The sequence below is a fragment of the Chlorogloeopsis sp. ULAP01 genome (assembly GCF_030381805.1).
Taxonomy (GTDB): domain Bacteria; phylum Cyanobacteriota; class Cyanobacteriia; order Cyanobacteriales; family Nostocaceae; genus Chlorogloeopsis.
This window is the reverse complement of record NZ_JAUDRH010000002.1, coordinates 292,513-306,281: the sequence shown is the minus strand read 5'-3', so window position 1 is coordinate 306,281 and position 13,769 is coordinate 292,513. Positions and strand designations below refer to the sequence as shown.

Below are 13,769 nucleotides of genomic sequence, written 5' to 3'. Positions count from 1 at the left end.
ACAGACCGTTTGGTCTTAAAAGTTTGATATTAGTAAATGGAGCAAAGTCATGAGTGATTTTCGCAATCAAGTAGCTCTGGTAACTGGAGCATCACGAGGGATTGGTGCAAGTATTGTCCGGATGTTAGCTGAGGGTGGAGCCGATGTAGTAATTAACTACCGCAGCAAAAGTCATCGTGCTCTTGAAGTAGCCAATGTTGTTCGTGCTAATGGTTGCCAAGCCCTCCTTGCTCAAGCAGACATGACTAACGAGAGCGAAATGAGGCAGATGATGAATTTAGTAGAAAAGCAATTTGGTAAAGTGAACCTCCTCATTCTCAACGCTAGCGGTGGAATGGAGAAAGATAAAGCTGCTGACTATGCTATGCAGCTCAACTTGACTGCCCAGTTGCGTGCTGTTGATATGTTTTTACCACTCATGCCAGCAGGTGGACGTATTGTTTTCGTCACCAGCCACTTAGCTCATTTTTATAATCAAAAGCCTGTCTATCCAATTTATGAAACAGTAGCAAAGAGTAAAAAAGCAGGTGAGGAAGCTTTGCGTGCGCAAATACCACAACTGGCAACCAAAGGAATAAAGTTAGTTGTAGTTAGTGGTGATTTGATTGAGGGTACTATTACCCCGAAACTAATGCAGCGCCAAGATCCAAAGCTGATAGAGTCTCGTCGCGAATCCGCAGGTTGTCTACCCAATGTTGAAGATTTTGCCCGTGCAATTGTCAATGCTGCCCGCGATCGCAAGTTAGAGAGTGGGGCTACCATTTTCGTGGGAAGTACTGAGTGGTAAATTGCCAGAAGAAATTTTTGGTAATTAATTGGATAAATTAGGGAACATTTTATGATGAGCGATCGCAGTTTACACAGACCATTAGAAATAGAACTTGTAATCCCTGTACGAACATACGACATTGATTTTGTTGGTATTGTTCACAATAGTGTCTACATTCGATGGTTAGAAGACTTACGCATAAAACTTTTAGATGAACATTTACCACTTGCTCAACCTTTAAAAGCAGGATGCTGTCCCATAATTGCCGGAACAGAAATTGAATATAAACGTCCAATCAAACTATTTGATCAAGTTATTGGACGCTTGTGGTTGAGTAATTTAGGCAAGATGAAATGGACTGTGAAAGCAGAAATTTTATCCAATCACGAATTGGCAGCAATAGCAATGCAAAAGGGTGCTTTTATTAATTTGCAAAACGGTCGTCTCATTCCAATTCCAGAAGAATTACAGAAGAAATATTGTGAATATCAATAAGTTTAAAAATATTTAATTTCATTAATACAACTATGAATCAGACTATCGATAGTTCAACAAAATCATTTCGTTTAATTACGATTTCCGTCAGTCATTATTGTGAAAAAGCACGCTGGGTACTTGACAAACTGAAATTCCCTTACGTGGAAGAGAGACATACGCCACCGTTTCATCTGTTGGCAACAGGTAGAGTTGGCGGAAAAACAACTCCAGTTCTAGTAACAAAATCGGATGTTTTTACTGACTCAACTACTATTTTAAAATATCTGAATTCTATTGCTCATGCCAATACCAAGCTTTATCCCACAGACTCAATTTTGTGTAAACAAGTAGAAGAATTGGAAGATTTATTTGATGAGCAGCTTGGCCCCGCTACACGACGCTGGGGCTATTTTCATGTTATGAATAACTATAAATTTATGCAAAAAAGATGGTGTGAGGGTGTTCCTTTTTATGAACGAATATTATTCCCGCTAGTTTATCCCATAACTAGCTCGATAGCTCGTCAAAAAATGAATATAACTCCAGAAGCTACTGTCCAAGCCTACGAAACAATTAGTAGAATTTTTGCAAAAGTTAATGAACTGTTGGCTGATGGACGCACCTTTTTAGTTGGAAATAATTTTTCGGCAGCCGATCTCACCTTCGCACTGGCTCCTTTATGCCGGGGAACCCTTTCGCCAGTCGCTTCAAGTCGGCAAAGCCGCCCAACGCGCTGGCTCACCACCGCAACACCCAATGAAACCTAGTCCTTTACAGGATTTGCCGCCCAAGATGGCAGCTGAAATTAGCGCCTTTCGTGAAACTCCTGCTGGAGCATACGTACTACGTCTTTACCGCGATCGCTAAAGTTTCCCCTTTACTCCAACCATATTTTAATTTACTAACTTAGGTTAATTTACACCCTCAACGTTGCATCATATATTGTGCAACGCCGACGTTTGAAATATAAAAAACATATGGGAGAATGTAAGCGAATAGGCATTCTTACTAGTGGAGGAGATTGCTCTGGTTTGAATGCGGTAATCAGAGCCGTAGTCCACTGTGCTTGTGGAAAAGGTTGGGAAGTACTAGGAATTCGTCAAGCAACTTTGGGCTTAATGGCACGCCCACCGCAATTCACAAAACTAGAAATCGACCAAGTAGATCCGCTATTAACTTCTGGTGGGACAATGTTAGGAACCACCAATAAAGGCGATCCTTTTGCTTTTCCTATGACTGATGGTAGTGTATGCGATCGCTCCGAAGAAATTATTGCAGGTTACCATCAACTAGGTTTAGATGCTTTGATTGGAATTGGTGGTGATGGTAGCTTGGCTATTCTCCGTCGCTTGGCACAACAAGGCGGCATTAATTTAGTGGCTATTCCCAAAACCATTGATAACGATATTGGCATTACCGAACACGCGATCGGTTTTGATACGGCAGTTAATATAGCCACAGAAGCACTTGATCGCTTACATTTTACTGCTGCTTCTCACAGTCGAGTCATCATTTTAGAAGTGATGGGGCGTGATGCAGGACACATTGCCATTGCTGCGGGAATTGCTGGAGGAGCAGATGTGATTTTAATTCCAGAAATTCCCTACAGGATTGACCACATTTGCGAGAAAATTAAAGAGCGACAAGACAAAGGCAAAAACTATTGTTTAATCATAGTTTCCGAGGCTGTTCGTACTCAAGAAGGCGAAACTGTCACAATGACAAATCGCTTAGGACAATCCCGATATGGTGGTATTAGTCAATACCTAGCAGATCAAATTAGTGATTGTATTGGCGCAGAAACGCGAGTTACAGTGTTAGGACACATCCAAAGGGGGGGAACAGCTTCACCACTAGATCGGTTAGTGGCAGCTGCTTTTGGTGTAGCGGCAGTAAATCTCATAGAAAAAGGTAAATATGACTACATGGTTACCTGGCAAAATCGCCAGGTGATGACTGTACCCATTGCTGAAGCGATCGCTCAGTACAGAGCTGTCAATCCAGAGGATACTTTAGTGAAAACTGCCCGTGGTTTGGGTATTTATTTGGGAGATTTGCAGTAAGCTTTCAAGAAACAAGGTACTCGTGACTGAAGATTGGGAAATTAGGAATTGGGGACTAGTGATTGGGGAGCGATCTGCGTGCGGGGGTTTCCCCCCAACCCCACTCCGTGGGCAGGGTGGCGTGATTGGGAAGGGTTTCTTTCCCAGTACCTAATACCTAGTACCCAGTACCTAGTACATGGCTCCTACTTTTCCGACTTGCGATGGAAGAGTGGGGCTATTTGCTTTTAACTTCCATTTGCAAGTCACGCTGCCCACTAATGATTTTGTCGCTGCGTGATGTTAGAAAGCATTGTTTGGATTTTACTTGCAGGTTTTTTTGTCGGACAAATAACTCGACGGTTGAAAGCACCCGCACTTGTTGGCATGGTTTTGGTTGGAATTATACTGGGGCCACAAGTCACTGATACAATAAGCCCTGATGTACTGGCAGCATCAGCTCCATTGCGAGCGATCGCTGTGATGATCATCTTGATGAAGGCTGGATTAGGGTTAGATAGAGAAAAACTCTTACAGCAAGGAACAGTAGCACTGCGATTAGGATTTTTACCTGCGGCGTGCGAAGCTGTATTTATTGCCCTGGCTGCCATGTGGATTTTCAAGTTCGACTTTCCAACTGGATTGCTACTGGGTTGTATTATTGGGGCAGAGTCACCTGCGGTAATCGTGCCAGCAATGCTGCGATTAAAAAGCTTGGGTTGGGGAGTTACTAAGGGGATTCCTGATGCAATTCTTACCGGCAGCGCTTTGTCAGATGTATTGCTACTGTTGGTATTTAACTTATTGTTGAGCTTTCTAGCACAAGAAGCAGATGGAGGAGTCACATTACCTTTTGGCATTACTTTGAGTGCAATTCAACTCCTTCCCCTGCAAATAATTTGCCAAATTCTGATAGGAGTCATTCTCGGTTTGGTAACAGCACGGCTATTGGTAGTATTGCTAGCAAAGCAGAACTGGACTCAAAATTCAGTACAAGATACTCTTGTAACAGCAAATTTTGCCTTGTTACTGGTAGTTTTAGCCGAAAAATTTCCTTTTTTCTCTGGCTACCTAGCAGTAATGGCAACAGGGTTTTTCTTGATTGAACTCGATCCTCCTTTAGCACGGCGCTTACGTTCAGGTTTTGATAGCTTGTGGATTGTAGCAGAGATTTTTTTGTTTGTGCTTTTAGGTGCAAGCATTCAACTACAAGTTTTAGAACAAACTTTACTTCCAGGATTGCTGATTATAGTAGTTGGGACATTGATGGGACGTGCTCTAGGATGGTATTTATCTACCTTAGGCAGCAACTGGAACTGGCGAGAGCGGTTATTTTTACTACCAGGCAACTCTGCAAAAGCTACCGTTCAAGCGGCAATTGGTGCAATTCCCTTAGCACAGGGAATTCAGGGCGGAGAGACAATTCTGGCAATTGCAGCCTTATCGATTCTGGTGACTGCGCCTTTGGGAGCCTGGGCTATTCCTACCTTTGCACCAAAACTGCTAGAGCGGGGTGAAGTCGATCCAACTAAGGTAGCGATCGCTCGTCGTATTGTCATACTGGCTGCTGTTGATACCTCCCCTCTAGCTAGTCAAGTATTGATTAAAGCCGCCGATCTTGCCCGTCGTAGTGATGCCGAAGTGATTGTATTACATATTATTCGCACCAACGATCCTCACGCAGTAGAATATCTGCGAGAAAAAGCTCAACGACTTTTAGCAGACATTCGCCATAAATTTATTGCTATTACAGGCTCAATTCCAGAGGAAATTATCCGTGTGGCTCAAGACTATGAAGTTACTGATATTGTCATTGGTAAGCGAGGGCATCAGCCTTGGGATGAGGTGCTGGTGGGTTCTGTATCCCAGGCAGTACTGGAAATAAGCCCCGTTCCCGTCATTTTAGTTGAAGATGAGCGCATATCTGTTCGAGATAGTAAATAAGACTTGTCATGCTGCAAAATTCTGCAATTCGTACTCCTGTTGCAATTAGTCTCGGCGCAATTATTGGGGCGCTCTTGCGTTATTACTTAAGTTTGTGGATTAACCAGCTTTTTGGTACCGGGTTTCCTTACAGCACACTAAATTATTAACGTCAGTGGTTGTTTTGTGATGGGTTTGTTTGCCACATTGTCACTAGAAAGATTAATTGCAATTCATCCCGATGTTAGATTATTAGTCATCACAGGCTTTTTAGGTTCCTACACTACCTTCTCAACCTATGAGTTAGATCTAGCCAAATTGCTTCAACAACACAGTTTTGAAATGGATTTGCTCTACTGGTTGAGCAGTGCCTTATTGGGGTTAATAAGTCTCCTGTTTGGGAATGCCTTAGTTGAATTTATCCGTATCAAAGTTCAGTCAAAACATAGCTTGGGATAATCACGAGCATTCTCAAATCATAACAGCATAGAAAAAAGCCAGTGCGAGGAACTCCACTGGCTATCAGAAACGCAATACAGGATAGTGCTTTAGAGAGTGATGATATGAGAATAAGAATTCCATATAATTTGTTGTCTTGTAAAGTTAGATGCAACTTTCATGCAACACGATGTGAAATTCTGAGTTATCTTGTTTCAAAATATAGAAAAATTAGGATAGTTTCATTCCAGTCAAAAATCCTATCGCTTCCATAAGAATTAAATTAATATGCTGAGAAAGGAAATATCAATCTACACATGAGGCTTTGTTCTAGTCACTTCAATGCTAATTTTGCCATCAAAATCAGGAATGGGTGCAGCAGGTTTACTAAGAATAACTTGAACTTGAGTGAGTTGCTCGCACTCTTGCAAGATAGTGTCTGCAATTGTACTTACTAATCGTTCGATTAAAGCAAATTTTGATGTCTTGATTAGATCTTGCACCAAGGTGATCGTGCGGCGGTAGTCTACTGTATCTGCGATCGCATCACTTTTCGCAGCAGAGTTTAGATCTAGCCATAACTTGACATCTACCTCAAACCATTGTCCTAAAACTTGTTCTTCTGGCAAATACCCAGTGTAGCCATAGGCACGAATACCCGTTACATGAATACAGTCCATAATCTGGGTGAGCATCTAGTGTTGCATAAGAGTTGCTGTGGAGTATCTCACAAAGGTAATGGGCAACGGGTAAAAACATAGAGCCATGTCTAATTTCCCATTCCCGATGCCCCTACATCATACCTTAGCAGTGGTTTCACTTGGGTAGTTGAGTGAACCTTGAATGCTCTAAATACCCGTAAACTAAGCGGGAAACTTCGCCAATAAAAGACTTGGCTCTTGCATCACCAAAAGGCCTTCGTACCATAATTCCTGCTAGATAACGTTTACCTGTTGGCATCTGAACAATACCCGCATCTCCGAGAATTATACCAAGAGTTCCTGTTTTATGAGAAATTACCGCTCCTTTGCCAAGACCCTTTGGCAATAAACTTCTGTTCTGAACACGACTCATGATATCCAAAACTTTAGAGCGACTGCTATTACTCAGCAACTGATCATTAGTAATTAATGCCGACAAACGCACTAAATCTTTAGCACTAGTTGTGTTGGTTCCTTTAAAGTCACCGAGTAAATTGCGGATGATAGTATTTTGCAATCCCCAAGTACGGAAACGCTGATTTAATTTAGCTTTACCACCCAAGCGATCAATAATCATATTGGTAGCGGTATTGTCGCTGATGGTAATCATTTTAGTTGCAGTTTCCAAAAGACTAAACTTGCTTCCTGGACGTTTATAACGCATTGTTCCTGAACCTCCTGTCATCAAGTCGCGCCGCATAACTAAGGTGTCGTTCAGTTTAACTCTGCCAGCGTCTATTTCCTGAAACAAAGCAATCAAAATGGGAAACTTAATTGTGCTAGCTGCCGGAAATATTTTCTCTCCATTGATGTCTAAATAATTACCTGTTTCTAAATCCAAAAAAAACATTCCTGGCTGGAGGTAGCTGTAACGAGTCATTAAAGCCTTTACTTGAGAATTTAGCTGTGATATTTCCTTACCTAAAGAAACAACTCCAGCAAAGGTTAAATTGTCACCAATCAAGACAGGAGTCTGTTGTTCTGTTGACTTGGTATGGGAAACTGAATCAAGCGAATTCTTAACGGCTACACGCTCAATAGATGAAAATTGTACTACCCAGTGGGAAGAAGAATCACCTTTAATCAATAATTTGTCAGGAGAAACCGTATAACCAGGTGCTAATTCAACTACGATCCTGGTTGTTTTAGAGTCAACTTTGCCAATGCGGATCTCCCGAACAGCGGAACTAAAACTTTGACGGATTGTATCGCTTTTTAAATGAGTACCCGGTAAGTCAATTACTAGTCGGGTTGGGTTATTAATTAGAAAAGCTTTAGGTTTAACTCCAGAGTCAGTAGTTAAGTTCAGCTGATTCTGACTGGGATCAAAGCGCCAAGATTCCAAACGGGCTGCTTTTGCTGGAGAAGATAAAAGTAAGATACTGATTACACTGAGTAAAAAAAACCGTAGCTTCATCCGTGTTATTTCTGGGCTATTATAAAATTTGCTTGCACACCTTTTCAGGTGTATCCCAGTATATCCGGAAAAATAACCGTGTTTTCCGAAACAAACTAAATTTGGTTGGAAAAGTTTTTAACAGCTTTTTAGGTAATCTCATTTAGACGTTGAATTAATAAAATAGTTCCGCTTTGAGAATGTTACTTATCTATTATTGAGTATGGAAGAATTTTATGAAATATTCTGTTGCTGGAATTTCTACATTAGCAGCTTTATGACTTAGTCAAGGTTGCTCATCAGTTATTAACTCTAAGCAAACTTCTCATGATGGACATTCAACAGAAGATAAAGACAAAAGCTCTATAATCACACAGGCAAAATTAACTGCTCCTCAAAAACTTTTGCCGAATCAATCTGTACCTTTGGTAATTACTATCCAAGATATTCAAGGAAAACCTATCCTGAAATTTGATAAATTTCAAGAAAAATTAATGCATTTAATTATTGTTAGTGATGACTTGAAACTATTTAATCATCTAGATCCAACTTACAAAGGAGAGGGACGTTTTGAAGTTAATACTAATTTTTATGAGCCTAATAATTACACTATTTTTAGCGACTACAAACCAACCAAAGACAAAGAAAAGGTTGCTGTGATGAATATAAAAGTTTCTGGTTCTACTCCACTTCCTACAGTTCTGGCAAAATATAAAAGTTAATTTGAATTTTGCTCAACCAACTATCAAGGCTAGTGAGAAAGTCAACTTGAGATTTGATTTAAAAGATACTACGAGTAATCAACCCGTCAAAGACTTACAGCCGTATTTATGAGAAAAAGCACATTTAGTGATTATCAAAAGTTCATCGCCTTTGACAGAGTCTGATTATATTCATGCTCATGCTATCAATGATTCACCAAAAGGACAGGTGAATTTTATCACTAGCTTTCTTCAGCCAGGTAGATACAGCGGATTGCAAGTTAATGGAGTACACCCCTCCCTAACCCTCCCCTTACTAAGGGGAGGGAACCCGATAGGGTGGGTGGGGTAATATACTTCATCTAGATGAAATGCGCTGTATAAACTTTGGATGCAATTTAATCGTAAAGGGAAAGTAAACACGGCTGATTTTTGGGTCAATGTTAAATAACATTGATTTTACGGAAAAGGGAAAATGGAATTTTAAGGAAGAACTCAGAACACAGAACTCCGAATGCAATTAATGAAAATAACTAGGCGAATTTAATTCACTGCTGCACAGATAAAGTCCATATGTATGGACTAATCAAAAACCTGCACGCCTGCTGGTTTTTCTTGTCTGGCTTACGCCCTGAGAATTTCCCTCCTTAGATTGCAACTGGCTTCAGGATGTTCAGAGTTCTTTAGTTGATAAAACAGAATTGTTTACTTTGATTAATAGTACCTTTTTAAAACTCCTGGTTCTTGCTGCATGGGCAAGACATCTAAAATATCGGCTTGGGAACAATATTTTAAGTCTTCATGACAATTTAATCGCAATAAGCGTTTGCCATGACTAGCATGGTGAAAAAGTCCCAATAAATTGTCTTGCCACTGAGAGTAAAGAGCGATCGCATTAATTACTTCATCGTTACCAGCGATTTCATCGGGTGACAATTGAGTTTTTTGGCATATACTATGGGCGATCGCACCAGCACAAGCAGTATCTTCTAGAGAAAAATTGCCTTCCCAACCAGAACCGACAATCCATACTGTCTCTGGCTGAATTTCCAGAAGATACTTCACTACGGCGCTACGGTTAATAAATGCTGCTGCCAAAACAGACTGGGCATCCTGTACTCGCTGTAAAGTACGAGTGCCATTAGTAGTACTGATAAACAAGCGCCGTCCTTGTACAATATCTGGCGTACAGTCTAAAGGGGAGTTACCCATGTCAAAGCCAGGAACTTTTGCGCCTCCTCGTTCTCCCGCTCGTAGCCGTTTTTCAATAGGCCAAGATTCGCTAACTTGCATGAGATGATCTAAATCGCTGAAGACTTGAACAGCCTCGCCTCCAGCTGCTAACACTGTCGCCATTGTGGTGGTGGCTCGCAGTACATCGACTGCGATCGCACATTCTGGCACTTTACCCGTTGGAGTTAATTCCGGAGTGTGATATACAAATAGCTTCACGCGCTGGATATACCTGATTTATACTGCCGAGATCACATTCACTCTAATTGATATGCACTCTGTCAAGTGCTAACTCATTGATAATTTCTTTGATCAGCATTTTGACTGCCTTGCTTGCAAAATGAAATCACACCTACCTACGGAGATAGCCGTAAATTCGCCTATGACTTCTCAAGACGCCAGCACAAAACTTTTCCCACCAGAGGCGATCGCACTAGACGCATGGGTTTATTAGCAGCGTTTGCAAAAGCTAAATATTCATTAAGATTTTGGTAAAAAGCGATCGCATCAGATTGATAGATCTTAGCGAGAGTAAAAGCTTGTCAAGTTGCTATATAAATTAACATCTGTATGCAACAAAACCATTGCGATCGCTTGCTACACTACTGAGTTAATTCCACTAAAGAAAAACCTGAAAATAAAAAATGTCAACTTCAGATTAATATACCAAATTTTTACCTGTATATGGTCAAATAAATATGATTAAAGGAGTTTTTATGAAAAAATTTACTGCTCTGACAACCACATTGTTTGCTTCTTACACTGTATTGTTAACAGCTTGTGGAGGCACAACTAGTAATACTACTACCAACACATCAGCAAGCCAAGGTGTATCTGGCTCTATTCCCATCGGTATTGCTGTTGCACAGACAAGTAATGTAGCATTACTCGGTCAAGAACAAGTGACAGGGGCAAAAATTGCAGAGAAGTATTTTAACGCTCAAGGTGGTATTAACGGTACACCAATCAAATTGGTGTTCCAAGATGCTGGTGGTGACGAAAACAGTGCTATTAATGCTTTTCAAACATTGATTAACAAAGATAGGGTTGTAGGTATTGTTGGCCCAACTTTATCACAACAAGCCTTTAGCGCCGATCCAATCGCCGAGCGTGCTAAAGTACCAGTAGTTGGCCCCTCAAATACAGCTAATGGGGTTCCAGAAATTGGAGATTATGTTGCGCGTGTGTCTGCACCAATTTCTGTAGTTGCTCCTAATGCCGTCAAGGCAGCGCTCAAACAAAACCCCAACATTAAGAAAGTTGCTGTTTTCTATGCCCAAAATGATGCATACAGTAAATCTGAAACAGAGATTTTTCAGAAAACAGTCAAAGATTCGGGACTAGATTTAGTAACAGTACAAAAGTTTCAAACTACAGATACAGATTTTCAAGCTCAAGCCACTAATGCATTAAATTTAAAGCCAGATTTAGTAATAATTTCCGGTTTGGCTGCTGATGGTGGAAACTTGGTACGGCAACTACGAGAATTAGGTTACAAAGGCATAATTATTGGTGGCAATGGATTGAACACTTCTAATGTGTTTAAAGTGTGTAAGAATTTTTGTGATGGTGTGATGATTGCCCAAGCCTATAGCCCTGAACATCCTGGGGAAATTAATAAAGCATTTCGCCAAGCTTACCTACAGCAATATAAAACAGAACCACCACAATTTAGCGCTCAAGCTTTTACAGCTGTACAGGTATATATAGATGCTCTAAAATCTCTAGATAAAAAGACCAAAATTAGTACTCTTCCTCTCAATCAAGTGCGCACAGAGTTAAACAAAGAGTTATTAGCAGGAAAATATAATACTCCCTTAGGTGAAATTGCTTTTACACCAAAAGGTGAGGTGATTCAAAAAGAGTTTTATATTGCCCAAATTAAAATGCAGCAGAATGGCAATGATGGCAAATTTGCATATTTAAAATAGTTGCAACATGGATATATCTCTGATTTTGCAACAATTTTTAAACGGGTTATCTATTGGTAGCGTCTATGCTATTTTTGCTTTAGGGTATACCCTAGTTTACTCAATTTTGGGCATCATTAATTTAGCTCACGGTGCAATTTTCACCCTGGGAGCTTATTTTACCTATGCACTGATGGGTGGTAGGTTTGGATTTAATGGCTTGTTAGCAAATGCTGCACTACCTATACAATTACCATTTGCATTGGCATTAGTTGTGGGAAGCATTCTCGCAGGAATAGTTGGAGTAATAGTAGAAAGAATTGCTTTTCTACCTTTGCGCCAGCGTGGTTCCGATCCCTTGCTCACAGTGGTTTCTAGCTTGGGTGTGGGAGTCGTGATTGTCAACTTAATTCAGTATTTAGTAGGTGCAGAAAGTTATACTTATCCTGCTGATACTTATGGTAATTTACCACCCGCTATTAACTTTGGTAGCTCAGATAGTCCAATTCCTATTCGCACTGTGCAGGTAGTAATTTTTGGTGTTTCAATGGTGTTTGTCGCCATTCTTACCTATTTTATTAGCCGCACTAAATACGGTAAAGCAATGCAGGCGATCGCTGAAGATGCAACTACCGCCAGTTTATTAGGAATTAATAGCGATCGCTTTATCGTGCTGACATTTTTTATCAGCAGTTTTTTAGCAGGATTAGCAGGTACTTTAGTTGCCTCCAGTGTTAGCATAGCAGGGCCGTATTTCGGCATTGCTTTTGGGCTACGGGGGCTAGCAGTGATTGTTTTGGGTGGCTTGGGTAGTATTCCCGGTGCGGTATTGGGAGGTTTGCTCATCGGATTGGTGGAGGCATTTGTTCCAGCCGAATACTCCGGTTACAAAGACGCTGTTGCCTTTGGGATTTTGTTTATTATGCTTTTAGTTCGACCTCAGGGTTTATTGGGACGACGATTGATTCAAAAAGTTTAATGTAATGGCAGGGTTACTGTTACGATTGTGCCAACATTTTCCTCGCTTTCTACTTGGATGTAACCATGATGTAAATCCACACACCTTCTGACAATTGCAAGTCCCAATCCCGTACCTGAAATTTTACCCACATTACTACCACGGAAGAAAGTTTCACATAGATGGATTTGGTCTTTTTTGGGAATACCTATGCCATTATCTTTGATCTGAAATTTTGCCATGTTATCTTGACAAGTCAAATAAAAATAAATAGTACTTTCGGAAGGAGAATATTTAATAGCATTAGAAAGTAAGTTATTTAAAATCGAACCGAGCAATTCTTCATCCATTTCTGCTTCAAAACATTCTCCAGACGCAGCAAATTCAATCTTGTGGTTCTTTCCTTCGCTGAATTGTATACTTTCTACAATTTCGTAACAAAAATTGATTAAATTTAAATGAGCAATTTGTAATTTAAATTGGCTGACTTCATTTTTACTTAGAAACAATACCTCATCTAAAAGCTTAAGCATTTGTTTCAAAGCATTTTCTATACGTCTAAAAAATTGCTCTCGCCACTCTTGTGTCAATTTATCGCTAGTTTGCAGCAAATCTAAAGATGTGCAAATAGTGCTCATAGGAGTGCGGAATTCATGCGAAATCATCGCCACAAAATCAGATTTGAGCTTGTTAAGCTCCTGTTCTTTTAGTAATGCCTTACGAGTGTGTTGTTCACTTTCTCTTAGCTGTTTAAGAATTTCTGCTCGTTCGATGGCATAACGAATAGCACGCGGCAAACTTTGAATCGTAATCTCGTCTTTGACAAGATAATCCTGCGCACCTTCTGCCATTGCTTGCAGTGCCATCTCCTCATCATTCAATCCTGTTAGCACCACAACTGGAATATCCGGTACAGCGATCCGAAATTCTTTTAACGTGTCTAGCCCCATAGAATCAGGTAGGCTCAAATCCAATAGCACGACGTCAATACTGTTAGGATTTAATGTCAATGGAGAAGAATTATCACAGCTATGAATAGTTTGTCCAGTGCAAACATCGATTGCCTCACTCAATTGTTCTACATTTACTATTTCCCATTCTTGTTGATGGGCGCGAATAAATAATTGTTGTAAAAGTTCAGTGTCAAAGGGGTTATCTTCTACGAGAAGAACTTTAATTTGTATCTTTTCCATAGAAAAGAATTTACAGGCTAATCCTGTT

The 13,769-nt window shown here is 40.4% G+C and carries 14 protein-coding genes; 10 read left to right on the top strand and 4 right to left on the bottom strand.

What is annotated here, in order from left to right:
- The first annotated feature begins 49 nt into the window (after window positions 1–49).
- From QUB80_RS04925 to QUB80_RS35190, 7 genes are all read left to right on the top strand, one after another.
- Window positions 50–787, top strand: a complete 738-nt coding sequence (locus tag QUB80_RS04925; RefSeq protein WP_289788374.1) for an SDR family oxidoreductase — start codon at window positions 50–52, stop codon at window positions 785–787.
- A gap of 51 nt (window positions 788–838) precedes the next feature.
- Window positions 839–1,264, top strand: a complete 426-nt coding sequence (locus QUB80_RS04920) for an acyl-CoA thioesterase (protein WP_289788373.1) — start codon at window positions 839–841, stop codon at window positions 1,262–1,264.
- A 32-nt stretch (window positions 1,265–1,296) separates the two neighbouring features.
- Complete coding sequence (locus QUB80_RS04915; RefSeq protein WP_289788372.1) at window positions 1,297–2,013, top strand: glutathione S-transferase family protein; 717 nt, start codon at window positions 1,297–1,299, stop codon at window positions 2,011–2,013.
- 210 nt (window positions 2,014–2,223) lie between these two features.
- A complete protein-coding gene (locus tag QUB80_RS04910) occupies window positions 2,224–3,309 on the top strand; it encodes an ATP-dependent 6-phosphofructokinase (RefSeq protein ID WP_289788371.1) in 1,086 nt (361 codons plus the stop codon).
- Window positions 3,310–3,588: 279 nt separating this feature from the next.
- Complete coding sequence (locus tag QUB80_RS04905) at window positions 3,589–5,232, top strand: cation:proton antiporter (RefSeq protein ID WP_289788370.1); 1,644 nt, start codon at window positions 3,589–3,591, stop codon at window positions 5,230–5,232.
- 8 nt (window positions 5,233–5,240) lie between these two features.
- A complete protein-coding gene (locus QUB80_RS35195; RefSeq protein ID WP_502875276.1) occupies window positions 5,241–5,381 on the top strand; it encodes a CrcB protein in 141 nt (46 codons plus the stop codon).
- Between the two features lie 19 nt (window positions 5,382–5,400).
- Window positions 5,401–5,670 (top strand): fluoride efflux transporter FluC, encoded by a 270-nt coding sequence (locus QUB80_RS35190; RefSeq protein WP_502875281.1) that lies wholly within the window; start codon window positions 5,401–5,403, stop codon window positions 5,668–5,670.
- Between the two features lie 290 nt (window positions 5,671–5,960).
- Here QUB80_RS35190 and folB read toward each other — a convergent pair whose 3' ends face one another.
- Together folB and QUB80_RS04890 are read right to left on the bottom strand one after the other, a co-directional pair.
- Window positions 5,961–6,329 (bottom strand): dihydroneopterin aldolase, encoded by a 369-nt coding sequence (gene folB, locus QUB80_RS04895; RefSeq protein ID WP_289788637.1) that lies wholly within the window; start codon window positions 6,327–6,329, stop codon window positions 5,961–5,963.
- A gap of 136 nt (window positions 6,330–6,465) precedes the next feature.
- Window positions 6,466–7,767, bottom strand: coding sequence for a serine hydrolase (locus QUB80_RS04890; RefSeq protein WP_289788369.1), 1,302 nt, complete (start codon window positions 7,765–7,767; stop codon window positions 6,466–6,468).
- Window positions 7,768–8,150: 383 nt separating this feature from the next.
- Between QUB80_RS04890 and QUB80_RS04885 the strand changes: the two genes are divergently transcribed.
- The gene (locus QUB80_RS04885; protein ID WP_289788368.1) at window positions 8,151–8,468 is read left to right on the top strand and encodes a DUF8832 domain-containing protein; all 318 of its coding nucleotides are present in this window, start codon (window positions 8,151–8,153) and stop codon (window positions 8,466–8,468) included.
- 693 nt (window positions 8,469–9,161) lie between these two features.
- Here the strand turns inward: QUB80_RS04885 and QUB80_RS04880 are convergent.
- A complete protein-coding gene (locus tag QUB80_RS04880) occupies window positions 9,162–9,899 on the bottom strand; it encodes a 2-phosphosulfolactate phosphatase family protein (protein WP_289788367.1) in 738 nt (245 codons plus the stop codon).
- A gap of 497 nt (window positions 9,900–10,396) precedes the next feature.
- Between QUB80_RS04880 and QUB80_RS04875 the strand changes: the two genes are divergently transcribed.
- Together QUB80_RS04875 and QUB80_RS04870 are read left to right on the top strand one after the other, a co-directional pair.
- Window positions 10,397–11,611: an ABC transporter substrate-binding protein gene (locus QUB80_RS04875; RefSeq protein ID WP_289788366.1), complete on the top strand. Its 1,215-nt coding sequence runs from the start codon at window positions 10,397–10,399 to the stop codon at window positions 11,609–11,611.
- 7 nt (window positions 11,612–11,618) lie between these two features.
- Entirely contained in the window at window positions 11,619–12,569 is a 951-nt protein-coding gene (locus tag QUB80_RS04870) for a branched-chain amino acid ABC transporter permease (protein WP_289788365.1), read from the top strand.
- Here the strand turns inward: QUB80_RS04870 and QUB80_RS04865 are convergent.
- Entirely contained in the window at window positions 12,566–13,741 is a 1,176-nt protein-coding gene (locus tag QUB80_RS04865; RefSeq protein ID WP_289788364.1) for a hybrid sensor histidine kinase/response regulator, read from the bottom strand. The two genes, QUB80_RS04870 and QUB80_RS04865, sit on opposite strands and share 4 nt — an antisense overlap.
- Between the last annotated feature and the right edge of the window lie 28 nt (window positions 13,742–13,769).